This window comes from Tepidicaulis marinus (genome assembly GCF_000739695.1).
Classification (GTDB): Bacteria; Pseudomonadota; Alphaproteobacteria; order Parvibaculales; family Parvibaculaceae; genus Tepidicaulis; species Tepidicaulis marinus.
Map to the genome: position 1 here is coordinate 12,196 of NZ_BBIO01000016.1, position 26,960 is coordinate 39,155.

Here is a 26,960-nt window from a genome sequence, read left to right on the forward strand (position 1 = left end):
GGCCTCAATGCTCTGCGCTATTCAATTGCGCGGCTTTTGCCGCAAGTTCCGGGTGCAGCACGCGGGCGAGTTTCTGCGCCGCTTCCGGTGTGCGCGGCCCGAAGCCGAGCAGCAGCAGCGAATCCATCATCACGAAACGGCGCTCGCGCCCGGCAGGCGTTTCCGCAACTCCTGCAATTTCCAGCACCTTGTCCTTGCCGCCCATGGCCTCGGCCACATGAGAGGGCACGACAATGACGTCGGGTGCCGCCGCGATCAGCGATTCCGCCGAGACAGGCTTCCAGTTTTCAAACTCGGAAAAGGCGTTGGTGCCGCCTGCCAGCTTGATCATCGCATCGGCGGAACTTTCCGCCCCGCCGGCAAGCGGCGCCCCGCGCCCGGCCGAGAGCAGAATGACCACGCGCGGGGCTTCTTTCGCATCGGCGATCAGCGTTTCAAGCGCATCGAAGCGCCGCGCGATTTTCGCTTCCAGCGCCTTGGCTTCTTCTTGAAGACCGAGCGCCGCGCCCACCGCGCCAATTTTTTGCAAAACGCCCGCCGGGCTCGTCTCATCCGGCACGGTGACGATATTCATCCCCGCGGCTTTGAGCTGGCGCAGCACGTCTTCAGGCCCCGCATCTTCCACGACCAGCAGAAGGTCCGGATCCATCGCCACAATGGGCTCGGCGGCAAGCTGGCGGAAATAACCGACCTTCGGCAGGTCCTTGGCCTCTTCCGGATAAAGGCTCGTAGCATCCGCCGCGATCAGCCGCTCGCCTGCGCCCAGCGCATAGACGATTTCGGTGACGGCGCCGCCTGCGCTCAAGACCCGCGCGGGCGCTTCAACGGAAGCCGTCTTTTCAGAAACCGGGGACGCCGTCCCGCTTTCCTCCGCCCGAACCGCCGAAGCGGCAAAAGCCGCGAGCGAGAGGGAAAGCGAGACAGCAAACGCGCCGAGGACCTTGGCGCGCCCCATGAAGGAGGCACTCCGCACCATTAGTGTGCCTCCAGCTTTTCAAGTTCCGACACGATCTCGCGCCAGCCTTCCAGCTCCGGCTGGCCGGGCTTGCGCTCGCCGAACATCATGGCGATCACCTCGCCGTCCTCGCCGAAAATTTCGAGCGAGGTGACGGTGCCGTCGTCGGTCGGCTTGCGCACGATCCAGGCATCGGCAATGAGGTCTTCGCGCAGATGCAGGTTGAAGCGCTCATCGAGCACATTCATCCAGGGCCCCATCTCCTTCAAATTCTCGACGGGACCGGTATGAATTTGAATGAGACCCTGATTGCCGACGAAAATCATGATCGGCAGCGCCCTGTCGCGGGCCTTTTCAAGCGCCGCGCGGAAGGCATGGACCGGCACCTTGACCGTGTATTCCCCTTCGGCAAGGCGGAAAGCCTGCGTGCGCCCGGCACCCAAGTCTTTGAGCATGCCGAAGAACTGATGCACATCCTTGATGGCGCCCCAGCGGGTGAGGAGCGCGTCGCGGTCGATCTCGCTGTCAGGCCGCTCCGCCGCTTTCGGGGCGCGCGGCTCAAGCGCCAAAAGGCCGGGCTCCTGATCATCGGCCAGATGTTCGCCGACCAGCGCTTCGAAAGCGGCCTCATCGCTTTCCTCGCGCAGATAGATCTTGTGAATGGCCTCGCCGTCTTTCGCAAAAACCTGCAGGCTTTTGCGCAGGCCCGAGGCGAGCTCCTCTTCCACCACAAAGGCATGGGCCCATTTGGTGAAGAAGAGACGCAGGTCCACATCCCGGGCGAGCGTCACACCGCCCGTTTCCGAGACGCGGATATCGCCGAAGGTGCCGACTTTCTCATGCACACAGGCCTCGTTGCGGGTCAGGATCATGACATCGCCGACCGCCGGCATGCCTTCGATCAGCGCTTTCCAGCGCGTACCCAGCCGCCGCACCCCGTCACCGATACGTACGGCAACGAGATCCGCCTCGCTCACCCCGAGCGCGCGCGCCGCATCGCGCACGCGCAGCCGGGGATTTTCCGCCCGCATCGCCGCATAGCGCCGCTTGAGCGCATCGGGACTGGTGGCAGGAGCGGAAAGGTCGATCGGAGAAACAGCCTGTGACATGAGAAAGTCCTTTCATCACCAGGTGAAGGCGTAGGAGACGGCGATCTTGTAGTCGCGGCCGGGTTCGTTCGCGTCCGTAAAGGCGCGCGCATAGGCTTTATCGAAAATGTTGTCGATGCCGAGATCGAGCCGCACCCCTTGCAAGGCGCCAGACGTTGGTGCCCAGGCGGCGTAGATGTCGTGCACGACATAGCCGTCGCGGCGCTCATTGGCAGTATTGACCTTGTCGAACTCATCCGCCGCCTCGATGCGCCAGCCGGCAAGGCCGTCGAATTCCGGCAGTTTCAACATGCTGTCGAGATGCAGCTGGTCCGGGGTCAGCACGCCGAGCTTGGCGCCCGTCTGCGTGTTCTCGCCATCGACTTGCGAATAGCCGAGCACGAAGCGCACGCGCTCATTGTCGTAGCTTGCTTCCACTTCCGTCCCGTCGAGCTCGGCGTCCGCTACATTGAAGTTGCGCGTCGTGCCATCGCAATTGCCCGGAATGAACGGGTTGCATTCGGTGAAGAAAGCCGGCTGCGTGACCTCAAGGTCGATGAAGTTTTCCCCGTCCGTGCGGTAATGGGAGGCTTTGACCTGGAAGCGGTCGCCCTCCATCGCCACATCGTCGAAGGTCACGCCCGCGCCGAATTCGAATGTCTCGGTCGTCTGGGGTTTGAGATCCGGGTTGGCGATGAAACGGTTCGTTGCCTGCTGCGAGCCGGGACCGAACGTGCCTGCCGGAATGGTGAAGTGCACACCGGAGAGATAAAGCTCGTTGATATCCGGCGCGCGGAACGCTTCGGCATAATTGGCAAAGAGCACCAGCCAATCGTTGGGCAGATAGCTCACACCGACTTTCGGGGAAAAGGAATCGTCTTCCGTATCCGTTGCCGCAAGCGCGCTCGAGGCTTTGTAATCGTCGTAGCGCACGCCCGGAATGACCAAGAGGTCGCCCGGCAGAACGCCGAAAGGATTGTTCCAGGCAAGTTCGGCCTGGGCATAGATGCCGTAGAATTCGGCATCGGCATCCGGCACCCCGTCCCGGTTGCCGGACGCGGAAGCCCCGTCCTGCTCGTCCCTGTAGCCTTCCGCGCCATAGGTCAGCGTCAGGCCCAGCGCCTCACCGAAGTCAAAGCGCGAACGGTTGTCGAGGCGGAAGCCGAAGGTTTCCACATCGCGCTTCAAAAGCTCGCCCGCAGGCCCTGCGCCATTATTATCGAGGCGCAGCTCGTCGGCGGCAAATTCCTGGAAATAGACCACCGCATCGAGATCGATCAGCGAATTGGACGGGTCCTTGAAATTGTAGCCGAGGCGGTAGGTATCGGACTTTATTTCCTTATCCACGATATCGTTCGCCGTACCGGATTGGCCGTTATTCGGTTCCTGCGCATCATTGGTGAAACCGAGATAGGTCGCCGAAAGTTCGTGCCCGCCGCCCAGATCGTAATTGAGCTTGGCAAGACCGGAGAGAAGATCGTCGTCGGAAGCGCCAAGCTCGCCGCCATTGCCAAGACGGATCGACCCGGAGGACCGCCGCGTCAGGGAGCCGACGACGCCCAGCCCTTCAATGGGCGTCGCAAAAGCATTGGTCGTGACATGCCATTCACGGTTCGCCGTGTGATAGCCGGTCTTGGCTTCAAGCTGCGCGCTCTCGCCCGCCTGCAAATGTTTGCGCGCATCGAGCGTGCGGAATTCGATCACCCCGCCCGTGCCGCCGCTGCCGTAAAGGGAAGAGGCGCCGCCGCGCAGCACTTCGGCCTGTTCCACAACACTGGGATCGAGGAAGAAGCGGCCGTCATGGGCGGACCCGAAATTCTGGCGCACGCCGTCGATCAGGATAACGACATCGGAGCCGGAAAAGCCGCGCACGGAGGGCGTCATGCCGGTGCGGCGCGGGCCGGAGGTGAACTCGACGCCGGGCACATGGCCCAGAATATCCGCCGGGGTGGAGGCCTGGCGGCGTTCGATCTCATCGCGGTCGATCACCGTTACCATGCCGGGAAATTCGAACGCTTCGATCGGGCTGCGCGTCGCCGTCACGGAAATCGGCGCGATGCGCTTGTCCGCTTCTTCGGCTGCCGCCACAGCACTGAGCGCAGGCGCCGCAACGGCGAGCGCGAGAATGGATGTATAAGTTTTGCGGCAATATGCCGGTCGGTCGATAGCCCCAAAAATGGCCATGTCAGTCCCCTCTAAAAACGCGAGTGGACGTCCTGGCTGGCTACCTAACCTTGGGTGCTGGGATGCAGGCTTTGGCTGGCTTGGACGCCTAAATGAATAGGTCTGGGCAGTGAGAAATCTCCCGCCACATTTTGCTTCGTCTACTTCGTCAGTATCAGCCGCCCTTTACTCGTTTCGCGCAGCCGATAGAAATCACCATGGTGATCGATCGTCACTTCCCGGCCCCCGCCGAAAAGATCGCTCGTCTTGAGCACCTGGCCGCCGGAAAACGCCTGGGCGTTTCCTCCGGTCTGCCTGGCTCTGCCTTCCGGAACCCCATTTGGCGCCCCATCCGGCACAGTGGACGGCTTCAACCGTAAGACCGGCCGTTTTTCCTCTTGCATCACACGTCTGCCCGATTAGCTCCCGGTCCGGCGGATTTTCCGTCCGCCGCCATCTTCATAACAAGAGTCATTCTCAATTGCAATGAGAATCATTCTCAAAATATTCCCTGCTGGAATTGGGGTGTTTTCCGCGGATTTCAGGGAAAAAATACATACCGGGCCGCTGGGACGCTTCGTCCGCGCCGATATTTTTAGTGACCGGAGATCTCGCCCGTCAGACCGGGAGCCTCTTTGGGCGGCACGCCAGCGCCAATGTCGATATAGGCATAGTCCATGCTCGTATCGACGGTCAGCTTGCCTTCAGGCGGCTGCGCCATGTCTCCGCCCAGAAACCCGAGGTCTTGGCCGAAAGTCATCAGCATGGGCTTGCGCCCCGCCCCGCCCAGAAGCGGAAAGCACGTAATCTCCAGAAGCCGGGAGACGCCCGTGTCGTAATGAACGGGCATGAGCTGCCAGAGACCGCAAGGAAAATTCACCATCAGATCGGCGCTGTCGATGGCGCCCTGACGGTATTCGGCGGGAAGATAGGACGCATAATCCGTCCCCGTCATTTCAAACCGGGCGCGCTCGTTCAGCGCCGTACCCGCCAGGCGGACACGCAGATAGGGCGGGCGTTCGGGATTGACCTCGATGATCACCATTTCAGAGAGGAAGGCCGGCACTTTCTCCGGCACGAAATCGCGCAGGAACGGCACCAAACCGCTTTTCGGAATGGCCCGCCACATGGCCTCGAAATCGAGACTGGCCTGCGATCTGTCGACATCGCCGCGCATTGCCCATACCTGCATTTCTCTCCCGGACATGATCACATCATGGCGAGGCCATATTAACAATTGGGAAATCACGAATTTATTCGCGGGGCCCCGTAGGAGCCCCTGCTGCCGCGTAGAGGTCGATAAAGGCGAGCGCCAAGTCGCTTTTTGCAATCGCAAGTTCCTGCCGGTTGGAAAGGAGCGAGCGCTGCGCATCGAGCACTTCGGTAAAACTTGCAAGGCCCTGAGAGTAGAGGTTTTCGGCCTGCTGAAAGGCCACCTCGCTCGCCGCCACCGCTTCGCCAAGATAATCCTGCCGCGCCCGCGCCGAGACGACGGAGACAAGCGCCGTTTCCACTTCGCTCAGCGCTTCCAGCACCGCTTGCCGGTATAGCAGCAAGGCTTCGCGTGCTTCGGCTTCCGCCGCGCTGATTTCCGCGCGCCGCGTGCCGGCATCGAAAAGCGGAATGTCGAGCGTTGCCGACAGCGTCGCCACCACCAGTTCGGCAACATTCCCGCTTCCCAGGTCTTCCAGATTGAAACTGAGCCGCCCCGGCAGCGAAAGCAGGGGATAAAGATCGGCCTCTTCCACCCCGATCAATGCCGTGGCGCGCGCAAGCTCGGCTTCCGCCGCGCGAAGGTCGGCGCGCCGGCGCACCATGTCCCGCGGCAAGCCCGCGGCAGGCCCGCCCTCGAAAGCCGGAATAGACCCCTCGCCGATACCGGCCTTTGCGAAATCCCCGGCCCGCTCGCCCGTCAATACCGCAAGCGCATGCAGAGCGGCTTTGGCGGAACGTTCAAGCTGCGGGGCTTGCGCACGCGTTGCGGCAAGATCGGCCTCGGCCCGTTTCACATCGAGCCGGGCCGTCAACCCGGCTTCGAAGCGCGTTTCCACAAGGCGCAAGGTCTCCCGCTGCAATTCGAGCGACTGATTGACGAGACCGAGACGCGCATAATCCCGCCGCGCTTCGGTATAGCGCCGCGCCACATCCGCCGCCGTGAGCCGGGCAATGTCTGCCTCCAAAAGCGCGCGGGCCAGGCTTTCCGCTTCCGCCGCTTCAACGGCCCGCCGCTGCCCGCCGAAAAGATCCGGCACCCAGGAGAAAAGCGCGCCCGCACTTACTTCTCCTTCCGTCTGCCCGTTTTGTCCGCCGCCGCCCGTGCGGCTCGCGACATCGCCGGTAAGCGCGCCGTCAAGCTGCGGGCCGCCTGCACCGGCTTCCGCTTCGACAAGCGCGCGCGCCTGAAGCAAACGCTCACGGGCCGCGGCAATTTCATAATTTTCGCCGAGCGCTTTAGCGATGAGGCCGGAGAGCCGGTCGTCATTAAAGCCCCGCCACCACAACGTCTCCTCGGCCCGCGCGCCTGCCTCGCCGGGCAGCGTCGCACCGAAATCTGCGCCCGCATCCGGCTCGGGCGGCACATAGTCCGGCCCCACCATACAGCCCGCCAGAAGCAGAAATCCTGCACCGGCAAGCCCGCGCAGCAAGGCGCTTTTCTTTGCAAGCTCACTCATGCCGGGGTGCCGTCCGTGTCATCAGGAATGCGCTCGGCATGGCGCAGTTCCTCATCGAGCCGGCTGGCCTCCGCCGCCCGTGCCTTAGAGAAAGGCGCAACGCCCAGATAAACGACCGGCGTCAGATAAAGCGTGAAGATGCCGGCAAGACCCAGCCCGCCGAAAATCACCCAGCCGATGGCCCAGCGCGATTCCGCGCCCGCCCCGTCGCTTAAGATCAACGGCAAACCGCCCAGCACGGTCGAGATCATGGTCATGGCGACGGGGCGCAACCGCACCCGCGCGCTTGTGGCAATCGCTTCTTTTACTTCATAGCCCCTGTCGCGGAGCTGATCCGCAAACTCCACCAGCAAAATCCCGTTCTTCGCCATAAGCCCGATCAGCATGACAAGCCCGATCTGCGAATAGACATTGAGCGAGGTCCCGGTGAGAAAGAGCGCGAGGATGGCCGCCGCGATGCCGAACGGCACCGTGACCATAACCACCACGGCACTGGTCAGGCTTTCGAATTGAGCGATCAGCACAAGAAAGACCACCACGAAAGCAATGACATAGGTGAGCAAGACTTCTTGCGAGGTTTCCTCCAGCGTCGCCGCCTCACCCAGCAGGATCATGGATATGCCGGGCGGCAACACCTCATCGGCCAGCACCTCAAGCTGGGTCACCGCTTCTGACAGCGTCGTACCTTCGGCAAGTTCGGCATCGATTTCCACCGCCCGGCTTTGCATATGCCGGTCGAGCTCGGCGGCCACACCTTCTTCTTTCAGGCTCACCACGCTTGAAATCGGCACCAGCCCGCCCGACGCCGTGCCGACATAAAGATTGGCAAGGTCCGAGGGATCGTTGATCGTGCCGCTCGCCGATTCCAAGAAGATCGGGATCGCTTCGTCTCCCACATTCAGATCGGCGATCTCATCTCCATCCACCATCACCCGCAAGGTCGCGGCAAGATCGCTCAGCGGAATGCCGAGATCGGACGCCCGGCGCCTGTCGACGATAAGCGAGAGCTGCGGCTGCGTCGGCTGATAGGAAATATCAGGATCGGTAAGCCCCGGATGGCGCTCTTCGATGGCGAGGGACAGTTTCTTCGCCGCCTCATAGATTTCCAGATAATCATTGCCGATCAGCGCCACTTCCAATCCGCCGCCATCATCGCGCAGATTAAGGCTGTTCGGTGTTTGCACGAAAGCGCGCGCGCCAGGAATTTCAGAAAGCGGCCCGCGGATTTCCGAGACGATTTCCTGCTGGCGCCGCTCCCGCTCGTCCCAGGGGGCAAGCCGCGCCACCACAAAGGCGCGGTTGAAATCGTAAATGCCGACGATCGTAAAGAGCGAAGCAATCTCGCCGCTTTCCACATAGGGCTGAAGAATGGCCTCGATCTGCGCGGCCTGGCGCTCGGTATAATTGAGCCCCACCCCGTCCGGCCCTGTGGCGAAGACATAAAAAATCCCCCGGTCTTCATCCGGCAGCAGTTCCTGATCGAGCGCGCCGTAAAGCGCCCCGGACAGCCCCGCCGCCAGAAGCGCAATGCCGAAAGCGCGCCAGGGATGGGCAAGCGCCAGCGCGAGTGAGCTTTCGTAGCGGCCCGCAAAAAAGCTGCCCCAGCGGGAAAAGAAATGCCGCACCTTATGATCGCCCGGCGTCTCGTCAGGGATGCGCGCGCTCAAAGAAGGAACGAGCGAAAGGGCCACGAAAGAAGAAATCATCACCGCAATGGCCAGCACGAAACCGAACTCGCGGAAAAGCCGCCCGGCTGTGCTCGGCAAAAAGGAAATCGGCAGAAAAACCGAGACAAGCACCGCCGTCGTCGCCACCACCGCAAAGAAAACCTGCCGCGTACCGAGCACGGCGGCGGCCCGCGCGGCAAGGCCCTGGGCTCTGCGGCGCTGAATGTTCTCCAGCACCACGATCGCATCGTCGACGATCATGCCCGTTGCGAGCACGAGCGCGAGCAGGGTGAGAATATTGATGGAAAAGCCGAGCAGCCAAATCGCCGCCACCGTGCCGATGAGCGAGATGGGAATGGCCGCCGCCGGCACGAGCGTCGCGCGTAACGAGCCGATGAACACCCAGATCGTTGCAACCACGATCATGATGGTGAGCGCGAGGCTCGTCAGCACCTCGCGCACCGAGCCGCGAATGAAGGTGGCATCATCGGAAGTTTTGACAAGCTCGAGCGTATCGAAGCGGGCATTGAGTTTTTCAAGCGCCCGCTCTACCCCGTCGGAAATCTGGATCGTATTGGACTGCGCCTGGCGGATGATACCGAGCCCGATCACCGTTTGATCGCGGAAGCGCACATAAGAGGTGGCATCTTCGGGCCCGAAAAAAACCTGCGCGACATCACCTATCCGTGTCGTGCCGCGAATGATGATGTTTTCCACCTGCTGGGCGGCGATGACGGAGGCATCGGCCCGCACGATCAGCTCCTGATCGTCCGAGCGGAAGGAGCCGGTCGGCACATCGAAAGGCACGGTTTCAAGCGTGTCCGCTATATCGGCGACCGAAAGCCCGTAGCTTGTCAGCCGCATCGGATCGACAACCACACGCAAGAGGCGCTCGCGGTCGCCGAAAAGGCGCACATCCGCCACCCCTTCCACGGCAATGAGCGCGGGCACGATGTCGTTTTCAACGAGCCGCGTCAGCTCCTCGCGCACCAGCACATCGGAAACGGCGGCGATGCGGATAATCGGATCAGCGTTTTCATCCGCCTTGACGACGGTGAGCTGCTCCACATCCTCGGGCAGTTCGCGCTCGATCCGGCTCACCGCCTCGCGCACATCGGAGGCGGCGGTATCCAGATCGAAGCTCGGGGAAAACTCGACGCGGATGCGCCCGTTATTTTCTTCACTGGAAGATTCGAGGGATTTTACCCCCGTCACCCGCGCCACCGCGCCCTCGATGACACTGGTGACTTCCGCATCCATGGTTTCGGGCGAGGCGCCTGGATATTGCGCGCGCACCGAAACGATGGGCCGGTCGACATCGGGAAGCTCGCGCACTTCCACCGCAAAGATTGCCGCAAAGCCGGCAATGGCAATGAGCAGATTGGCGACAAACACCAGCAAGGGCCGGCGGATACTGAGCGCGGGAAGGTCGTCCTCCCCGCTCATAAGCGCCGCTCCGCGCCGTCCGCATCCGCCGCTTCGTCTTCCGCGATCACATCGCCTTCCCGGTAACTGACATCCAGCCCCTCGCGCATCCGCTGCAGGCCTTCCTTGACGACGAGATCGCCTTTTTCAAGCGCGCCGTCGACCAGCACATGGCCTTCCTGGCGCTGCACGATGGTGACCGAAACCCGCTCGGCCTTGCCGCCGCGCACCGCCCAAAGATAAGATCCGTCCCCGCCCCATTGCACCGAAACCTCCGGCACCACGGCATAAAGCGGCCCTTCCAGATCGATAACAACGCGAAAGCTCATGCCGGGGCGCAGCCGGTCGGCTTCATTATCGACGCGGGCGCGGGTCACGAAAGTGCGGCTTTGCGGATCGATGCGGCTGCCCACATCCACCACGCGGCCCTCTTCCTTCGGCCCGCTCTGCGCCCAGGTGGAGACCATGATGGGCGTGCCGACGTCCAACCGGCTGATGAAAACTTCCGGCACATCGAAGCTGACGAGCAAAGAAGAGCGGTCGTCCAGCGTCGTGATCGCGGTGTCGGGGCCGATCCTATCGCCCACATCGACATCGGTAATCCCGACATAGCCGCCGAAGGGCGCTTTGATGGAGCGGAAATCGAGCGCCACTTGCGCCCGGCCGAGCGCGATCTTAGCTTCATCGAGCGCGGTGCGCGCCGCATCGATCGTGGTGGCGGAGACGGCGCCGCTGCCGCGCGTGCGCCCGTAGCGGGCAACCAGGCGCTTTGCGTCTTCAAGGCGTACTTTGGCAAGCTCGGCAGCAAGCTCTTCTTCACGCTTTTCAAGCCCGACCAGAAGATCGCCCGCCTCCACCTTCTCGCCCGGCGTGAATTCCACCGCCGTTACCTCACCCGAAACCGCTGGATGGATCGTGACGGATTTAAGAGCCCGCGACGTGCCCACCGCTTCAAGACGCGTGCGCTCGGGCCGGAATGTCACTTTTTCCACGATGACGGGGGCCGCGCGGCTGGCGCGGGCAGGTCCGTTTCCCCCAGCCGCGCCCTCAGCCGCCGGGCCGGAGGGCCAGAACTGGACGGCCAGGACAAGCGCTGCCAACGCCAAAAGCGCGCCGCCGCCAAAAGCCCAACGCCTGCCATCCATCATCAAACCGACCGCCTCATCTTAGAGCCCGATTTCAACATTGTTCTGTGACGGGCAAATAACCCTGCCCGCGCTTCCTCGGGCAAGTATAGGCCATTCTGCCTCAATTTGCCTGATGGTAGTGCCAATTGACGCGGCGGCAACGGCCATGTGAACACGCATAGCGCGCCAAGGCTCGCACCCTGCCCCTGTTTTCCCTATGATCCGGGCAAAAGAAAGGCGGGAAGTGCCGCCTGAATGCACGGCCGGAGAACATGAGCCGGTGCTTCAGTGGGAGGAGAGTTTTACGTATGCGTTACGGAGTATGGGGGCGTCCCTTCGCATTTTCGCAGGTCTTGATCCTGCCCGCATTTTTTCTTGCAGTCAGCGGCCCGGCGGCAGCCGAAGACCCGGCCTCTTTAAAGGGGGAAGTCGTCGTCACCAGCACAAGCACCGGCACCGCCCGCCTTACCCATCCGGGCAATGTCGCCAAGATCCCCGAACGGGAAATCGATTTCGTCAAGGCCGATCATTACAGCGAGCTTTTGAACCGCGCCCCCGGCGTTTATATCCACCGCAATAACGGCCAGGAAAGTCTCGTCTCCATCCGCTCGCCCGTGCTGAGCGGCGGGGCGGGCGCAGGCTCGTTCCTTTACCTTGAAGACGGCGTGCCCACCCGCGCGGCAGGTTTTGCCAATGTGAACGCGCTTTTCGAAAGCATCACCGAAACGGCGGGCGGGATCGAAATCATTCGCGGGCCGGGCAGCGCGCGCTATGGCTCCAACGCCGTGCATGGGCTGATCAATGTGCTTTCGCCGGAACCTGAAGCCGGTTTCTCCGGCGTCTCGGATGTCTGGGTCGGGCCGCACGGGCTCTTTCACACCACCAACACGGCAAGCACGAGCTGGCAGGACGGAGAGGCGAGCCACGGCCTTCTCGGCAGCCTGACCTTTGCCGAGGATGACGGTTTCCGCGCCGCTTCCGGCTTCGGCCAGCAAAAGGCGCAGCTGCGCTATGATTATTCCAAGGGCGCGGACGACATCTTCTTCACGCTTTCAAGCCACAACCTCAATCAGGAAACGGCCAGCTTTGCGGAAGGCCCCACCGCCTTCCGCGACGTTGCGGTGCGCAAGGGCAATACGAGCCCGGAGGCCTTCCGCGATGCCTGGGCCGTGCGCGCCGCGCTGCACTGGACGCGCGAGCTGAACGAGAACTGGTCCGTCAACATCACCCCTTATGCCCGCGAAAACCGCCTGCGCTTTGCGCTGCATTTCCTGCCGGGCGGGGCGATCGAGGAAACCGGCCATTGGAGCACGGGCGTGCAAAGCTCGCTCATCCACGAAACGGAAGGCGGTCACACGATCATTCTGGGCGGCGATGCGGAATATACCGAAGGGTACCTGCGCGAAGATCAGGAAGGACCGACCGTCTTCTCCTTCGTGCAAGGCACCCATTACGACTATACGGTCGATGCAACGGTGCTTGCGCCATATGTGCATACGATCTGGGCACTGGGCGAGAGAACGGAACTCACCGCCGGCGTGCGCCTCGAACACACGATCTACGAATATGACAACCGCACGGCAACGGGCGTGACGGGCCGCTTCCGCCGCGCCGCCGACCGGCGCGACACATTCACCAACGTCACCCCGAAGCTCGGCATCGCGCATACGTTTTCCGAAGAGATCACCGGCTTCGTCAATTGGAAGCGCGCCGCACGCGCACCGCAAACGACCGACCTTTACCGTTTGCAGGCCAACCAGGTGGCAGGCGAAGTGGAATCGGAAAAGCTGGACAGTCTGGAAGTCGGGGCGCGCGGCACCTGGGGCACACTCGAATATGAAGCGGCCGCCTATTACATGAAGAAGAAGAATTTCTTCTTCCGCGATTCGGACGGCTTCAACGTCACCGACGGGCGCACGAAACATTACGGTGTCGAGCTCGATGTCTTTACCCCGCTCATCGCAGGGTTCGACTTCGGCGCCTCGGCAAGCTATGCCGTGCACGAATATGATTTCAACCGGACCGTTGCAACCAGCCCGCTCAGCAACAATATTCGGGAGGGCACGGATGTGGACAGCGCCCCGCGCACCTTGGCGAATGCGCGGCTCGGCTATGTCTTCTGGCAAGGGCGCGCGCGCTCGGAACTGGAATGGGTGCATGTGGGCGACTACTACACCAACCCGGCCAATTCGGTGCGCTATGCCGGCCACGACATTTTCAACCTGCGTATCGAGGCGGATGTGCGCGAGGATCTTTCGCTTTATGCCCGCGTTACCAATCTGGCGGACAAGCGCTATGCGGAGCGGGCCGATTTCGGCTTCGGCAATGAGCGCTATTTCCCCGGCGAGGACCGCGCGCTGCATGTGGGCGCTTCCGTACGCTTCTGATCCGGGCATCTTGACTGCCGCCGCAAAACAAGGGAGGCCGGCCTGACAACGGAACTCTGGCCTCTCCTGATCGGTCTTGTGAGCCTCAGCGCGCAGCTCGGGGCGGCAGGCCATGCGCTTCTCACCAAGCGCGATGCGCGGGCCGCCACGGGCTGGATCGGCCTCATCCTGCTCGTGCCGCTTCTGGGCTGGGTGATCTATTTTCTTTTCGGCATCAACCGCATCCAGCGCCGCGCCGAAACCTTACGCGCCGGCGGCCATGTCACGGGCGAGCTGAGCGGGCCGACGGGGGCCGAGCTTTCCCTTATGGCCGGCACCGATCACGGCGTGCGCCAGCTTGAACGGCTGATGGAGCTGGGCCGCGCCGTCTCGCAAATGCCCTATAGCCCCGGCAATCACCTCACCTTGCTCATCAATGGCGATGAAGCCTATCCCGCCATGCTGGAGGCGATCGCCCGCGCGCGGCACTCCATCGCCCTTTCCACCTATATTTTCAATCATGACAGAGCAGGCAAAGACTTCATCGAAGCGCTGCGGGCGGCCAAAGCGCGCGGCGTCAAAGTCCGCGTCCTCATCGACGGGGTCGGCTCGCATTATTCCTTCCCCTCGGCGGTTTACTATCTGCGCGAGGCAGGCATTCCCTGCGAGCGCTTCCTGCACTCCTTCCTGCCCTGGCAGATGCCCTATCTGAACATGCGCAATCACCAGAAGATCCTGGTGGTCGACGGGACAGACGGCTTTACCGGCTCGATGAATATCGCCGAAGGCAATCTGACCGCAGCCAATCCCGCCCATCCCATTCTCGACCGTCATTTCAAGGTGGAAGGGCCGGTGGTGAGCCAGCTCATGCGCACTTTTGCCCATGAATGGCATTTCGTGACCGGCGAGATCCTGACCGGCCCGCTCTGGTTCCCGCCGCTCGAGCGTAAAGGCGATCTCATCGTGCGCGGCCTGCCCTCCGGACCCGATCTTGCGCGCAATCCCTTGCGCTGGATGCTGCTCGGCGCCATTGCCCAGGCACAGGAAAGCATCCGCATCGTCACGCCGTATTTCCTGCCCGATTCCACCTTGCGCGCCACCTTGTCCGTCGCGGCCATGCGCGGGGTGAAAGTCGATATCGTGCTGCCCGCGAACAACAATCTCTTCTATATGAAGTGGGCGATGATGCCGCAATTCGAGGAATTGCTCGAAACCGGCTGCCGCATCTACGAGACGCAAGGCCCTTTCGACCACACCAAGCTCACCACGATCGACGGTATCTGGAGTTTTCTCGGGTCGGCGAACTGGGATGCGCGCTCGCTCCGCCTCAATTTCGAATTCAATCTGGAAGCCTTCGGGCGCAGCCTGGCCGAAGACGTCGACCGGCAGATCGACACCCGCATTGCCAAGGCCCGCCCGCTCACCATAAGCGCCTTGCAAGAGCGCTCCGTCGCGCTCAAGGTAAGAGACAATATCGCGCGGCTCTTTTCGCCTTACCTTTAAAGCGCGCGCCGAACCGGGGATCGATCATGCGCAAACCATTCCGCACATTCGCCGCCGCAGCCTGCCTGCCGCTTTTGCTCGCCGCCTGCGCGGGAAATCCGGCGCCTGCCCCCGATGTCACGCGGCCCGAAACGAAGCCGCTCATCGATAGCGGCATCGATGATGGCGGGACGGGCATCGTCGGACCTGCGGCTGGTATTCTTCTCGGCTCGACGATCGGCTCGGGCGGCGGCACGAAAGCGGCGGTGATTGCCGGCGCGCTGGTCGGCTATTCGCTGAGCGGCTCGCAGGGTCCCGCCATTCAAGGTTCCATGAAAACGCCCTACCGCAATGCCATGCGCGAGCTGATGGACGCGCCCATCGGCACGCGCGTCACCTGGCAGGCGCCGGGGGAAAAAGCGCGCGGCGCGCTCTGGGTCACCGAAGACTTCACCGACGAGGAAGGGCGCCGCTGCCGCCGCTTTCAAGAAGAGCGCCAGGTGCGCGGACGCAAGGGACACTTGTCGGGCATTGCCTGCCCCGCCGGTTAGAGAGCGCCGGTTAGACAGCGCCAATTAGATAACAACGGCCAATGGCGCAGCCGCCATCCGGTTTTCGCCGCGCAATCCCTCACACCCTTGTGAGAGGCCCATCAACGCCCGTTAATACCCGGAATTATAAGTTTCACCCTGAACTTCCGGCATCAATTCCCCTGCCGGGCCCAGGATGGAACCTGCCATGAAAGACAAACTGAGTTTGCTCATGCCTGCTGCCCTGATCGCCGCCGCCATCGGCGCGCTCGGGCTTTTGCATATCCAGCCGCAACCGGGCGAAGACACGGTCGGCCTTGTCTTCGCGCCGGGCACGAGCTTCGCGGAAGCCGCTTATCACGTCACGCAGGCGGGCGGCGACGTTCTCAGCCCCGGCGTTTCCGGTAACATCGTCATTGCCCGCCTGGCGCCCGGCCGCGGCATGCTGCCGGACAGCGCCCCCTTGTGGTTTTCCTTCACCCCGCGCGGAACCGGCACCTGTTTCACCCCGAGCGAACGCGCCGTGCCTTCCTTGCCTGCCTTTGCCCAAAGGAGCCTTTAGATGAATACCGTCAACATGCAACGCCGGGCCATGACCTGGCTTGTCGCTTATCTCTGGCTGCACATCCCCGTCATTCCGATCTTGGGTACGATCAACGACCGGGACTATATGGGCGCTACAGCATTGGCGGTCGTTCTGACGGGGCTCACCACCGCGCTTTGGCGGCTGATGCCGGAAAGCACGCTCACCCGGCAGAGCGGCGCCATCACCTTCATGATGATGATCTGTCTTTATATCTACGAACTTGCCGGGCACAGCTATCAGCCGGACGTGCATCTTTATTTCATGGTCGGCCTTGCCATGCTGGTCATGCTGCTGGACGGGCGCGCCATGCTGGCCGCCGCTGCTACCGTTCTCGCTCACCACATCATTTTGAACGCCGCCCTGCCTTTTGCTCTTTGGCCCGGGGACACGGCTTATATCCGCCTTGCCATTCACGCAGGCGTCGTGGTGCTGGAAACGGCCGTTCTTTACTATTGCTGCGAGCAGCTCGTTGCCGCCTTCCGTGAGGCCGAAGGCGCGCTCGACAGAGCCCGTGCCGAGCTCAGCGACGCTCAGCGCCAGGCGAATGAAGAACGGCGCGCCGCCGAGGAGCGCAACAGGCAGGCCAAGGAAAACGCCAACCGGGCTCTTGCCGAAGCGTTCGAGAAAAAAGTCGGGCAAGTCGTGAAAACCGTTTCCCAGCACGTCGCCGCCATGCGCGATGTTGCCCGGAACATGGACGAGAATGCGGCAGCCTCGCTCGAGCAGGTGGAAAGCGCGACGGATGCCGCCGGCGAAGCCTCCGGCAATGTCGAAACGATTGCAGGCTCCGCCGAGCAGATGGCCAGCGCCATCCGCGAAAGCGCCGAGCGCGTGGCCGAAACCGCCACGCTTGCCACCGCTGCCGCCAAGGAAGTCGATATGACGGACAGCCGGGTGCAAACCCTCTCCCACACCGCCAACAAGATCGGCGAGATCATCGACCTCATTAACGACATCGCCGAGCAAACGAACCTGCTCGCCCTCAACGCCACGATCGAGGCGGCGCGGGCGGGCGATGCCGGGCGCGGCTTTGCCGTCGTCGCCTCCGAGGTCAAGGATCTGGCAACCCAAACCGCCAAGGCAACGGAGGAAATCACCGCCCAGATCAAGTCCATTCAAGGGGCGACCGACGACACGGTGCAGTCCATCGCCAATATCCGCGAGCGGATCGGCGTCATCAACGAAATCTCCGTCTCCGTTTCCGCCGCCGTGGAAGAGCAAAGCCTCGCTACCGAAGAGATCACCCGCGGCACCAAAAGCGCGGCAGCCAGCACCCAGCATGTCTCGGGCACGATGCAGCAGGTGCGCCAATCCGCAGAAACCACGGGCGAGGCCGCCAAAGCCGTGGGCTCGGCGGTGCTCAGCCTCGACAAGGAGGTTGTTTTCCTGGAGGACGAGGTGCAGAACTTCCTTACCCAGATCAAGACAGGATAAAATATCCCCTTATTCTCCGCCTGCCCCCTTTTGAAAGCCCGGCCTTGTGCCGGGTTTTCTTTTGGCCAAAGCGCCGCAGCCCGTTCTCAGGAAATTTTAATCGTTTCCCTCATAAGTTAGTGATCAACCGGATACCCGGAAAACTTGTAATTTCACCAAAGGGTCCAGGATGGACGCGATGGCGCACCGGACGAGGGAAAACATGGCCTGGCTGCCCGCGCTGCTGATCGCAGCTTCTGCCGGATTGCTGTCCGTGCTCCACGCTGCCCCGGCGCGTGACGCGGACACTTTCGGTCTTTTCTTCGCGCCAGGCACCGGCTTTGCCGAAGCTGCCGCTTTCGTTACCGAGGCCGGCGGCGGCGTGCTCGCCCCGGGCCGGATGAGCAATATTGTCATTGCCCGTTTTGCAGAGCCCGGTGACGTGAGCCAGCGCCTTGCCCAGGCACCGCTTTGGTTCGCATTTTCCGCCCGCAATTCGGGCACTTGTTTTTCTTCTTCACGGTCGGCCGCACCAACGCAGCCTTCTGCGCTGCTCGCAACCCCCGGAGCTGTCCTATGACGAATACCGCGCGCCTTCGCCAAAATGCCTTGAAATTATTCGTGCCGTTTCTTTGGGCGCATGTGCCCTTCATCGCGCTTTTGGGCGCGGTGAACGGCACGCCGTTCATCGCCTCGGCAGCCGCGGCAGCGGCGCTGGCCGGCGCAACGACTTTTCTCTGGCGCACGCAGCCGGACAGTACGGTCACGCGCCAGACCGCTGCCGTCTCCTTCATGGCGATGATCAGTCTTTGCGTCTATCAGTTGATGGGGCATCCCTATCAGCTCGACATGCATCTTTATTTCATGGCCGGGCTTGCCATTCTGGTGCCCCTGGTCGACTGGCGCGCCATTCTGGCTGCCGCTGCCACCGTCGCCGTGCATCACCTGATGCTCAATCTCTTTCTGCCCGCCGCGCTTTGGCCGGGGGATGCGGCTTATGTCCGCCTCGTCATTCATGCCGGCGTCGTGGTGCTGGAATCGGCGGCGCTGATCTATTATTGCCACCAGCTTGTCGCCGCCTTCGAAGAAGCGGACGGCGCGCTTGCCAAAGCCCACGACGCGCTGGAAGAAACCGAAAAAATGGCGAAGGAACGCGCCGAAGCCGATGAACGCGCCTCGCGCGCGCGTCATGACGAGCGCAGCTCCCTTGCCGAAATGTTCGAGAAGAAAGTCGGCGGTGTCGTCTCTCTCGTGGCCGAGCACGCGCAGAAAATGCGCGGCGCGGGTGAACGCATGAGCGCGCGCACGGCCGAAGCCCGCTCGCAAGTCGAAACGGTAACGGGCAACGCCGCCGAAGCCTCGCACAATGTGGAAGTGATCGCCGCCTCGGCGGAAGAAATGTCGAGCTCGATCCGTGAGATTTCGCAGCGTGTGGCCGAAACCGCCTCCATCGCGTCCGCCGCCGCCAAAGAAGTGGACGACACGGACGGGCGTGTTCAGGCGCTTGCCAATACCGCCAACAAGATCGGCGAGATCATCGGCCTCATCAACGACATTGCCGAACAGACGAACCTGCTCGCCCTCAATGCCACGATCGAGGCGGCCCGCGCGGGCGAGGCCGGCAAAGGCTTTGCCGTCGTGGCGGCCGAAGTCAAAGACCTTGCCACGCAGACGGCGAAAGCCACCGAGGAAATCACCGGCCAGATCAAATCGATCCAGTCGGCGACCGACGAGACGGTGCAGTCGATTTCCACGATCCGCGAGCGCATCAGCGTCATGAACGAAGTCAGTTCCTCCGTCTCCGCCGCCGTGGAACAGCAGGCGCATGCGACGCAGGAAATCACCCGCTCGACGCAAAGCGCCTCGCAAAGCACGCAGGCCGTTTCCCAGACCATGGCGGATGTGCGCCGCTCGGCCGAGGAAACCGGCGCGGCCGCGCAAGAAGTCGGCGCCTCGGTGAACGATTTGCACAACCAGATCGAAGTGCTGGAAAGTGAAGTCCAAAGCTTCGTTGCCCAGATCCGGGCCGGCTAAATATCTAGCAAAGCCTTAAGGGGCGGGGCCCTTTAAAGGGCGGGGCGAAGAAGGCGCGGCGGTTATCCCCGCGCCTTCTTTATTTGCCGCCGCCAGTCCAGATTAGCGCCAGGGCTCGACCAGAATTTTCGCATGCACATCCGGGCTCGCCAGATCCTTGAAGGCCTGCTCGACGCCCTCGACACCGACTTTGCCCGTCACCAGCGCCTCCCCCTCGATCTTGCCTTCGGCCAGATGATGCAGGCTTTGCGCAAACTCATCCGGCGTATAGCCCAGCACGAATTGCAGATTGAGTTCCTTGTTGATGGCGAAGATCGGCTCGATGTGATCTTTCTCCATGCACACGCCCACAACGATGATGCGCGCGGCTTTGGGCGCGCCTTCCAGCATTTGCTGAATGATACCGGGCACGCCCACGCATTCGAAAATCACGCCAGGGCGCAATTGCGGGCCAAGGCCGAGCAGCGTCATCATGCTGTCGGGATCGTACCCCTCCGGCGCCGCCTCTTCCGTCCAGCGCTTGTAAGGCGAGGTCTCGGCGGGATCGAGCACGATATCGGCGCCCATCATTTCCGCGAATTTGCGCCGCTTGGGCGAGAAATCCGCCGCGATGATGGGGCCCGCCCCGGCGATCTTCAAACCGGCGATGACGGCAAGGCCGACCGGCCCGCAGCCGATGACGAGCGGCACGTCTTCCTTCGTCAGATTGGCCTTCTGCACCGCATGCCAGCCCACCGCCATGGGCTCGGTCAGCGCCGCCTGCTCCGTCGGCAGCCCGTTCGGCACTTCGAGCAGCAGCATCTCATTGAGCACCATGTTTTCCGCATAGCCGCCCGGCAGATTGTTCGAATAACCGACAGGTTCGATACCCGTAGCGTTCAGCGCCAGCGGCATGGAGCAAACCCGCGTGCCCGCCTTCAGCGTCTTTTGCGTGCCCGGCCCGTGATCGAGAATTTCGGCGCAGAACTCGTGGCCGAAGACGATGTCCCGCTTCAGGTCCATCTTGAAACTTTTCGAGCCCGTCCGCTCGGCCACATCCACCATATGCTGGGCGTGATGCAGCGCGTGCAGGTCCGAGCCGCAAATCCCGCAGGCCAGCGTTTTCACCAATACCTGCCCATCGCCGGGCTCGGGCACATCCATCGTGTCGACGACGAGGCCGCCGTCCCGGAAAATTGCCGCACGCATGCTCTTCCTCCCTCAAGCAGGATCTTTTTCTAGACCCCGGTCTATTTTTGATAAGGAATGGAACCAGACCGGCCCGCCCGCTGCAAGCGCTAAATGCTGGCGGCGCCAAGGCGGATCAGAAGTGGCGCAGCCGCCACCAGAGCACAATGCCGGTCAAAGAAAGAGCGATCAGGCCGATCGCCGCGAGGTCCATGACGAAGGGACCGGCATCGGCAAAGAAGCGGCCCGTATGCATGTCGAGCAGGATGCGGGAAAGGGGCAAGCCTTCGCCCCGGTAAAGTCCGGCAAAGCGCTCTGCAACATCCCCCGGCAAAGATTGCGGCTCGGCCCAGCGCACCTCTCCTTCGAGAGGCTGCCAGCGGGGCAGCGCCAGCGACGTAGCATAGGCCCCGTCCGGCGTTTCAACCGCAAGGCGCGCAGCCGCTTGCCCTGCCTTCAAAATCTCTTTACCGGGCGGTGCCGGCAGGGCAAGGCTTTCCAGCAATTGCCCGTCTCCCGTCAAAAGCAACGCGCGGCTCTCCGTCACCGCAACGATATCGCCGCCAAGTTCCACCGCCCCTTTCAAAGAGCCGCCCGCATTCACATGAAGATGCGTGCCCGCCGCCACCGCATCTTCTCCAAGCCCGGCAAGCCAGAGCCCGCCAGCCTTGAACCCCGGTCCCGGCTGCGGCGCCTCGATGCCGTACCAGGAAAGCAGCCAGGATGCGGAAATTTGCGCCTTATCGAAACCCAGCCGCTCGCCGTGATGCAGCAGCAGTCCCGTTACGGAAAGAAAGAGCACGAAGAAGGCCGTCGTGATGCCGATCCGCCGGTGCCAAACGTAAAGCGCGCGGCGCCAGGAAATTTTATCCACCCGAGCCCTCCGCCTGCACCTGCGCATCAAGCCAAAGGGCAAGGCGCGCCAATTTGCGGATCGCGCGGACCGAAAGCGTTGCCCCGGAAATACCGTCCACCCGGCCCGTCAGCTCTGCCTCGTCATCGAGACGCAGCCCTTTGAACTGATCGGTGAAAAAGGGATAGCGCACTTCCCAGCCATGGCTTTCGCGGTAAATCAATATCTGCACCCGCTCGATCGCGCCGTCCTTCACCGCAATGCCCGTGGTGATGGGGCGGGTCTTGCCGATCTCTTCCAATATCCAGACCGTGCGCGGCCCATCCTGCCAGTAACTCAGCCTCAGGCCCTGCATCTCACGGTCGAGAATGGCTTTGGCACCGGCGCGCACCTCATCGGTCAGCCAGAGCTTATCCGGCTCCGGCACGGCCTCCGCCCCGCCGAAAACCTCCGCCAGAAAGGCATCGGGCTCCAGAAACACATCTTCTGCCCATGCCCCCCCGGAAAAAGCGGCGCACAGCATGGCTGCCGCCCAAAGGCGCAGGAAAGCCATTCTGAAAAAAAGGTGCATCACGCTCATCACCGTTTCCTAGCTGCTCCGCAAGGGAAAGACAAACTCTACGGACCCGCCCTAACGCAAAAGGGAGGCGGGATCGCCCCGCCTCCCCAATCACCGTGTGCAGCCGCCTTAGAACTGGAAGCCGACGCCCACGTTCAGGCGGTCGTCTTCCGTGCCGCCCGCAGGGGCATCGTCGAACTGATAGTCCAGTTTGAAGACGACATCTTCGACCGGCCAGTAATTGGCGCCGATCTGCGTCTGGCTGAATTCGGAATCGGCGCCGCCGCCTGCCGAATTGTCCCATTCGCTGTAGCGGGCAAAGAAGCCGAGATCGCCGTACCAGACCGGGAAGCGGTAGGAAGGCTCGATATACCAGCCATACTGCTCGTCCCGGCCGATGGCCTCTGCGGCATTGCTGTCGAGGTCCCAGCGCGCGGCCAGCGCCCGGAAGCCGATGGAGCCCGGACCGAAAGCGAAACTCGAATCGACATGCGCCTCAAAAAGCGTGGCGGAGGTCTTTTCGCCCTCGCCCTGCGTCAGGTCCGACTGATACTGACCTGTGACGCCGAACTGCACGCCCGGAATGCCCGAATATGTCAGCTGCGTCGTCACCGCGCCGTCCTTCGCCTTGGCTTCGGAAACCTTCTGGCGGCCATTGCGGATGCGGAAGGCGTTGGCGCCCGTGGTCGGCACGCGCAGACCGGAGTGAACGAAGGCGCTGTAGGCAAAGCCCGAGCCCAGCTCGCCATGCGCGCCGATACCCGCTTCCCACCAGGTCGTAGGGATGATGTTGACTTCCACATTGTTACGCTCGACGCCGTAGAAAGTCGGCGGCTCATGGGTGATGTTGAGAATGCCGACCGGCACGAGCTGCAGACCCGCCGTCACCGAATGATGCTCGGCCACGTCGATTTCAACGAAAGCCTGCTCGACTTCCACTTCACCGTTCTGGCCTTCACCGGCCACGCCATGCTCAACTTCAAGCTCGGAGAAGAAGCGGACCTTGTCGTTGAATTCATGATTGATGAACAGCACGAAACGGTGAATATCCACTTCATCCGTGTCGCCGCCATTGTAATGCACTTCGCCGTAGCCGCCGACGCTGGTCTTCTGCCACCAGCCATCGCCGCCCGAACCGCCGCCGGAAGAGGCGATGCGCTCGACTTCGCTGCCCGTCGCTTCCACTTTCTTGTCCGTTTCCTGGACCTTCTTCTCGGTCACGTCGATCTTCTGCTGCAGCGCTTCGATCTGCGCCTGCTGCTGCTGGATCATTTTCCACAGCTCTTCGCGGCTCGGCATATCCTGCGCGAATGCCGGCGAAACTGCCATAATCCCCGCAAGGGTGGTCGCCCCGGCGAGGTAGCTCTTCATAACGTTCATTGATTAGCCCTCGATGCCTTGTGCCCGGCCCATCCCCGGCCCGGCAGTCATTCCTGTTCTCCTCGCCGCAAAGGCCCCGGCCCTGCCGAAAGACAGGGCCGGATCACTTTGGTGATGCAGCGATAGGCGCACCTGATAATAAGATCGACTCTCAAATGCAATTAGATTCTTGAAAATGCTTCGCATTCCTTTTCGCGATGTGGTAGTCAGGCAGCACATAATTTGCCCTAGGAAGGCGTCTTTCAGCCCTGCACAAAATGGAAAACTCCCGGAATTCAGCCCTTTCCCGGCGGCGCGTGCTCTCCCTCATCATTGCGGGCGCAGCGGCCGGTCCGCTCGCGGGCCTGAGCATCGGCACGGCCAGAGCCGCCCCTTTGCGCTGGGAAGGGCCGGTGATGGGCGCGGATGCCGCCATGACATTCGTGGGCATGGGCGCCGCAGAAGCCGCGCGGCTGCAGGCGCTGGCGCTTAGCGAGATCGCCCGGCTCGAGGAAATCTTCAGCCTCTACAAGGAAAGCTCCGCCCTTCAGCGGTTGAACCGCAAGGGCAAGCTGGAAAGCGCCCCGCCTGAACTGGTTGAGCTGCTGGATAAGGCCCGCCATATCCACGAGGTAACCGGCGGCGCCTTCGACCCCTCCGTCCAGACCTATTGGGATGTGCTTGCCCGCCATTACGGCGCGGGCGCCGACGAAGACCCCGCTGCCGAACGTCTCGCCGAGGCAGCACGGCACACCGGCTTTGCGCGTGTGAAGATAAAAGGCGCCGGCATCGCGCTGCCTGGGGCCATGAAGCTGACGCTGAACGGCATCGCCCAAGGCTATATCACCGATAAAGTAGCTGAGCGGCTTGCCCAAGAAGGCGCGCGCCATGTGCTCGTCAATCTGGGCGAATTCCGCCCCACCGGCCCGAAAGATGATGGCCGCGACTGGCAGATTGGCCTTGCCGATCCGGCAGCCCCCTACCGCATCGCCGATAGCACGCCCCTTCGCACCCGCGCGCTCGCCACCTCCGCCCCTTACAGCGCCTCTTTCGACAGGCACGGCAAACGCCACCACCTGCTCGATCCGGCGACCGGGCAAAGCGCCGCGCGCTATGCCTCGCTCAGCGTCAAAGCGCCGGACGCCACCTGGGCGGACGGACTCTCCACGGCTTTCTCACTGATGAGCGAGGAGCAGATCGTCCGCGTCGTTCAGCGCGCGGGCGGGCGGCATATCGGCGTGCATCTGACCCGCCTGGACGGTACGGTCCGTGTGCTCGGCGATTGGGCGCAGGCCTGACCCTTAGGCCACACCTTCCTGAAGGATCTTACGCAGGCGTTCGGCGGCATCGGAACGGGCCGGCATCAGCTTTTTCAAATTTTCCGGCGCCTGCATCACATAGGCGCTGAAATCTTCCGCCGGCATGGGGCGGCCGAAATAATAGCCCTGCGCTTCATCGCAGCCCATATCGATCAGGCGTTCCGCCTGGCGGACGGTCTCGACGCCTTCCGCGACCACTTTCACGCCAAGGCTCCGGGCAAGATCTACGATCAATTTGGGTATGGCCTGCCCGTCGCTCGTCCGGTCGAGATCGTCCACGAAAGAGCGGTCGATCTTCAGGCACTTGACCGGGAAGCGCTTGAGATAGGCGAGCGAGGAATAGCCTGTGCCGAAATCGTCGATGCTGATCGCAATGCCCATGCTGCGCAGACGGCGCAGCGTCGCGATGACGGTTTCCACATCATGCATGACCATGCTTTCGGTCACTTCGATTTCGAGCTGACGCGGCGAAACGCCGTGAGTGACCAGCGTATTGGCAACGAAGTCGGAGAGATCTCCGTTGACAAGATCCGCCGCCGAGACGTTGACGGCAACGGAAATGGGCGGCAAGCCCGCCTCGCGCCAAGCCTTGATCTGCCGGCAGGCTTCATTGATCACCCAGTGTGTGAGCTCGCAGACGAAACCGGAATGCTCGGCCACGGGAATGAAGGCCCAGGGCGGCACGAAACCGCGTTCGGGATGGCGCCAGCGCAAGAGCGCCTCGCTGCCGGCAACGGTCCCCTTGGCCAGATCGATCTTGGGCTGGAAATGCAGCTCGAACTCGTGCTGCTCGATGGCCCGCTGCAAATCGCGCTCGATGCTGCTGCGCTCGAGCGCGCGCAATTTCAGCTCGTGGCGGAAGAACTGCAGGCTGTTGTGACCCTCGGACTTGGCCATATTGAGCGCCAGGTCCGCGTTTTTCATCAGAACTTCCGCATCGCGTCCGTCCTGCGGGAAAAGCGTGATACCGGCACTGCTGCCGCCATGCACAATGTTCCCGCCAAGGGACATCGGCCGGCTCAAGGCATCGAGAAGGCCTTGCACGCGGGCGAGCACATCATCCGCGCTGCCCTCTTCTTTCAAAAGCAGCGCAAATTCGTCCCCGCCAAGCCTCGCCAGCACTTCGCCCTCGCGCGCATGGGCGCGTAAGATGTCCGCCACGCTGCACAAAAGTGCATCGCCCACATCATGGCCGTACGTGTCGTTGATGGATTTGAAACTGTCGACATCGACCAGCACCAGCGCAAGGCGCGTATCGCCCGTTCCCGACGCGCCGATCGTATCGCGCAAGCGCGTGCGGAAATGCGTGCGGTTGCCGAGCCCGGTCAGCTCATCGTTCATGGCAAGTTCGGCAAGCCGGTGCGAGCTTTCTTCCGCCTCGCCGAAAGATTGCGCCATGACATGGGCAAGCGCGCCGAATTCGTCTCGCTTGCCGAGCAGCCGCTTGAAGCTCGCCGCGCTTTTGTCCCGGAATTGGGCAAAGCGTTCCAGATGCGCAAGCGGCATCAGCACGAGTTCGTAAATCAGAAATGCCAGCACACCGAGAAGGCCGACAAGCACCAGGATGGCCGCTCCCGCGAACCGCCAGCCGGATTGGCGCATATCGCCGAGAATACCGTCCGCCGACAAGCGGATGACGATAACCCCGTCCGACATCGTCTCATCTCCGGTCGAACCGAAATGCAGCATCGGACGGTAGGAAACATAGGTCGCGGCGCTGTCTTCCTGCCACAATCCGTCATGGCGTTTCCCGGCGGCCTGCACCTCGGCAATACGCTTGAAGAGCACGGGCGCGGCAACGTCCTGTATCGATTGCCCGACCCAGCTCAGCCGCGTCGCCGCGACGATTTTACCGCTCGCTGCATCGAGGACGGCAATCGTATTGACGTTCTGCCGGCTGCCGAAAGCGGTCACGAAGCGCGCAAACTGCCCGCCGTCTTCAATGGACTCAGCCGCATTGGCGATCGAATCGGCGATCGTCTCGGCCTCGCGCCGCAGCTCGCTCCGGCCATGCGCCGAGAGCATGAAAGCTGCGGCAACCAGCAGTGCCGTTACCGCGCATATGCCCAGAACCGCCAGCGGCGCCAGGATCTTCCAGCGCAAGGAAAATAGGCGCCCGTCACGGCGCGTGTGACCTGCCCCCGTCATTGCGCGGCCCCGTGCCTGATCCCCAGTAACGCACCCGGTAGCGCCCC

General features: G+C 62.4%; 21 protein-coding genes. 8 read left to right on the forward strand and 13 right to left on the reverse strand.

Features of this window, described 5'->3' with window-relative positions; all coding sequences use genetic code 11:
- Window positions 1-4: 4 nt before the first annotated feature.
- The 8 genes from M2A_RS13470 to M2A_RS13500 all read right to left on the reverse strand — a co-directional run bounded on the left by M2A_RS13470 (window position 5) and on the right by M2A_RS13500 (window position 11,118).
- Window positions 5-976: a heme/hemin ABC transporter substrate-binding protein gene (locus tag M2A_RS13470; RefSeq protein ID WP_052379489.1), complete on the reverse strand. Its 972-nt coding sequence runs from the start codon at window positions 974-976 to the stop codon at window positions 5-7.
- Window positions 976-2,064, reverse strand: a complete 1,089-nt coding sequence (locus tag M2A_RS13475) for a hemin-degrading factor (protein WP_045448535.1) — start codon at window positions 2,062-2,064, stop codon at window positions 976-978. Before M2A_RS13475 ends, M2A_RS13470 begins: the two co-directional genes overlap by 1 nt.
- A gap of 15 nt (window positions 2,065-2,079) precedes the next feature.
- A complete protein-coding gene (locus M2A_RS13480; RefSeq protein ID WP_052379490.1) occupies window positions 2,080-4,227 on the reverse strand; it encodes a TonB-dependent hemoglobin/transferrin/lactoferrin family receptor in 2,148 nt (715 codons plus the stop codon).
- A gap of 140 nt (window positions 4,228-4,367) precedes the next feature.
- Window positions 4,368-4,481 (reverse strand): hemin uptake protein HemP, encoded by a 114-nt coding sequence (gene hemP / locus M2A_RS18395; protein WP_244444457.1) that lies wholly within the window; start codon window positions 4,479-4,481, stop codon window positions 4,368-4,370.
- 320 nt (window positions 4,482-4,801) lie between these two features.
- Window positions 4,802-5,413, reverse strand: a complete 612-nt coding sequence (locus tag M2A_RS13485) for a PAS domain-containing protein (protein ID WP_121880313.1) — start codon at window positions 5,411-5,413, stop codon at window positions 4,802-4,804.
- Window positions 5,414-5,459: 46 nt separating this feature from the next.
- Complete coding sequence (locus M2A_RS13490; protein ID WP_052379491.1) at window positions 5,460-6,878, reverse strand: efflux transporter outer membrane subunit; 1,419 nt, start codon at window positions 6,876-6,878, stop codon at window positions 5,460-5,462.
- Window positions 6,875-9,991: an efflux RND transporter permease subunit gene (locus M2A_RS13495; RefSeq protein WP_045448539.1), complete on the reverse strand. Its 3,117-nt coding sequence runs from the start codon at window positions 9,989-9,991 to the stop codon at window positions 6,875-6,877. The genes M2A_RS13490 and M2A_RS13495 overlap by 4 nt, the downstream gene beginning before the upstream one ends.
- The gene (locus tag M2A_RS13500; RefSeq protein ID WP_156101769.1) at window positions 9,988-11,118 is read right to left on the reverse strand and encodes an efflux RND transporter periplasmic adaptor subunit; all 1,131 of its coding nucleotides are present in this window, start codon (window positions 11,116-11,118) and stop codon (window positions 9,988-9,990) included. The genes M2A_RS13495 and M2A_RS13500 overlap by 4 nt, the downstream gene beginning before the upstream one ends.
- Window positions 11,119-11,405: 287 nt before the next feature.
- Here M2A_RS13500 and M2A_RS13505 point away from each other — a divergent pair, with 287 nt between their 5' ends.
- From M2A_RS13505 to M2A_RS13535, 7 genes are all read left to right on the forward strand, one after another.
- Window positions 11,406-13,484, forward strand: coding sequence for a TonB-dependent receptor (locus M2A_RS13505; RefSeq protein WP_045448541.1), 2,079 nt, complete (start codon window positions 11,406-11,408; stop codon window positions 13,482-13,484).
- 78 nt (window positions 13,485-13,562) lie between these two features.
- Entirely contained in the window at window positions 13,563-14,966 is a 1,404-nt protein-coding gene (locus M2A_RS13510; RefSeq protein ID WP_197052943.1) for a phospholipase D-like domain-containing protein, read from the forward strand.
- Between the two features lie 26 nt (window positions 14,967-14,992).
- The gene (locus tag M2A_RS13515; protein ID WP_045448545.1) at window positions 14,993-15,496 is read left to right on the forward strand and encodes a hypothetical protein; all 504 of its coding nucleotides are present in this window, start codon (window positions 14,993-14,995) and stop codon (window positions 15,494-15,496) included.
- Between the two features lie 187 nt (window positions 15,497-15,683).
- Window positions 15,684-16,037, forward strand: a complete 354-nt coding sequence (locus M2A_RS13520; RefSeq protein WP_045448547.1) for a hypothetical protein — start codon at window positions 15,684-15,686, stop codon at window positions 16,035-16,037.
- Window positions 16,038-17,495 (forward strand): methyl-accepting chemotaxis protein, encoded by a 1,458-nt coding sequence (locus tag M2A_RS18475; RefSeq protein ID WP_052379493.1) that lies wholly within the window; start codon window positions 16,038-16,040, stop codon window positions 17,493-17,495. It begins immediately after the preceding gene.
- Window positions 17,496-17,673: 178 nt separating this feature from the next.
- A complete protein-coding gene (locus M2A_RS13530) occupies window positions 17,674-18,054 on the forward strand; it encodes a hypothetical protein (protein ID WP_147446311.1) in 381 nt (126 codons plus the stop codon).
- Window positions 18,051-19,508: a methyl-accepting chemotaxis protein gene (locus M2A_RS13535; RefSeq protein WP_045448551.1), complete on the forward strand. Its 1,458-nt coding sequence runs from the start codon at window positions 18,051-18,053 to the stop codon at window positions 19,506-19,508. Before M2A_RS13530 ends, M2A_RS13535 begins: the two co-directional genes overlap by 4 nt.
- 102 nt (window positions 19,509-19,610) lie before the next feature.
- Here M2A_RS13535 and M2A_RS13540 read toward each other — a convergent pair whose 3' ends face one another.
- The 4 genes from M2A_RS13540 to M2A_RS13555 all read right to left on the reverse strand — a co-directional run bounded on the left by M2A_RS13540 (window position 19,611) and on the right by M2A_RS13555 (window position 23,467).
- Window positions 19,611-20,696 carry a zinc-binding dehydrogenase gene (locus tag M2A_RS13540; RefSeq protein WP_045448553.1) on the reverse strand — a complete coding sequence of 362 codons (1,086 nt, stop codon included), beginning with the start codon at window positions 20,694-20,696 and terminating at the stop codon, window positions 19,611-19,613.
- Between the two features lie 115 nt (window positions 20,697-20,811).
- A complete protein-coding gene (locus M2A_RS13545; RefSeq protein WP_045448555.1) occupies window positions 20,812-21,549 on the reverse strand; it encodes a PepSY-associated TM helix domain-containing protein in 738 nt (245 codons plus the stop codon).
- Entirely contained in the window at window positions 21,542-22,108 is a 567-nt protein-coding gene (locus M2A_RS13550) for an FMN-binding protein (protein ID WP_156101770.1), read from the reverse strand. The genes M2A_RS13545 and M2A_RS13550 overlap by 8 nt, the downstream gene beginning before the upstream one ends.
- Before the next feature lie 108 nt (window positions 22,109-22,216).
- Window positions 22,217-23,467, reverse strand: coding sequence for a porin (locus M2A_RS13555; RefSeq protein WP_045448557.1), 1,251 nt, complete (start codon window positions 23,465-23,467; stop codon window positions 22,217-22,219).
- Window positions 23,468-23,724: 257 nt separating this feature from the next.
- Here M2A_RS13555 and M2A_RS13560 point away from each other — a divergent pair, with 257 nt between their 5' ends.
- The gene (locus tag M2A_RS13560; RefSeq protein ID WP_045448558.1) at window positions 23,725-24,744 is read left to right on the forward strand and encodes an FAD:protein FMN transferase; all 1,020 of its coding nucleotides are present in this window, start codon (window positions 23,725-23,727) and stop codon (window positions 24,742-24,744) included.
- Window positions 24,745-24,747: 3 nt separating this feature from the next.
- Here M2A_RS13560 and M2A_RS13565 read toward each other — a convergent pair whose 3' ends face one another.
- A complete protein-coding gene (locus M2A_RS13565) occupies window positions 24,748-26,913 on the reverse strand; it encodes a putative bifunctional diguanylate cyclase/phosphodiesterase (protein ID WP_052379495.1) in 2,166 nt (721 codons plus the stop codon).
- Window positions 26,914-26,960 lie beyond the last annotated feature (47 nt).

Bases quoted from the DNA above. Each gene is read 5' to 3' on its own strand.
- M2A_RS13470 (WP_052379489.1), bottom strand. From the start codon at position 976: ATGGTGCGGAGTGCCTCCTTCATGGGGCGCGCCAAGGTCCTCGGCGCG.
- M2A_RS13565 (WP_052379495.1), bottom strand. From the start codon at position 26,913: ATGACGGGGGCAGGTCACACGCGCCGTGACGGGCGCCTATTTTCCTTG.
- M2A_RS13540 (WP_045448553.1), bottom strand. From the start codon at position 20,696: ATGCGTGCGGCAATTTTCCGGGACGGCGGCCTCGTCGTCGACACGATG.
- M2A_RS13555 (WP_045448557.1), bottom strand. From the start codon at position 23,467: ATGAACGTTATGAAGAGCTACCTCGCCGGGGCGACCACCCTTGCGGGG.
- M2A_RS13500 (WP_156101769.1), bottom strand. From the start codon at position 11,118: ATGATGGATGGCAGGCGTTGGGCTTTTGGCGGCGGCGCGCTTTTGGCG.
- M2A_RS18475 (WP_052379493.1), top strand. From the start codon at position 16,038: ATGAATACCGTCAACATGCAACGCCGGGCCATGACCTGGCTTGTCGCT.
- M2A_RS13505 (WP_045448541.1), top strand. From the start codon at position 11,406: ATGCGTTACGGAGTATGGGGGCGTCCCTTCGCATTTTCGCAGGTCTTG.
- M2A_RS13495 (WP_045448539.1), bottom strand. From the start codon at position 9,991: ATGAGCGGGGAGGACGACCTTCCCGCGCTCAGTATCCGCCGGCCCTTG.
- M2A_RS13490 (WP_052379491.1), bottom strand. From the start codon at position 6,878: ATGAGTGAGCTTGCAAAGAAAAGCGCCTTGCTGCGCGGGCTTGCCGGT.
- M2A_RS13535 (WP_045448551.1), top strand. From the start codon at position 18,051: ATGACGAATACCGCGCGCCTTCGCCAAAATGCCTTGAAATTATTCGTG.
- M2A_RS13560 (WP_045448558.1), top strand. From the start codon at position 23,725: ATGGAAAACTCCCGGAATTCAGCCCTTTCCCGGCGGCGCGTGCTCTCC.
- M2A_RS13515 (WP_045448545.1), top strand. From the start codon at position 14,993: ATGCGCAAACCATTCCGCACATTCGCCGCCGCAGCCTGCCTGCCGCTT.
- M2A_RS13475 (WP_045448535.1), bottom strand. From the start codon at position 2,064: ATGTCACAGGCTGTTTCTCCGATCGACCTTTCCGCTCCTGCCACCAGT.
- M2A_RS13485 (WP_121880313.1), bottom strand. From the start codon at position 5,413: ATGTCCGGGAGAGAAATGCAGGTATGGGCAATGCGCGGCGATGTCGAC.
- M2A_RS13480 (WP_052379490.1), bottom strand. From the start codon at position 4,227: ATGGCCATTTTTGGGGCTATCGACCGACCGGCATATTGCCGCAAAACT.
- M2A_RS13550 (WP_156101770.1), bottom strand. From the start codon at position 22,108: ATGAGCGTGATGCACCTTTTTTTCAGAATGGCTTTCCTGCGCCTTTGG.
- M2A_RS13530 (WP_147446311.1), top strand. From the start codon at position 17,674: ATGGCGCACCGGACGAGGGAAAACATGGCCTGGCTGCCCGCGCTGCTG.
- M2A_RS13520 (WP_045448547.1), top strand. From the start codon at position 15,684: ATGAAAGACAAACTGAGTTTGCTCATGCCTGCTGCCCTGATCGCCGCC.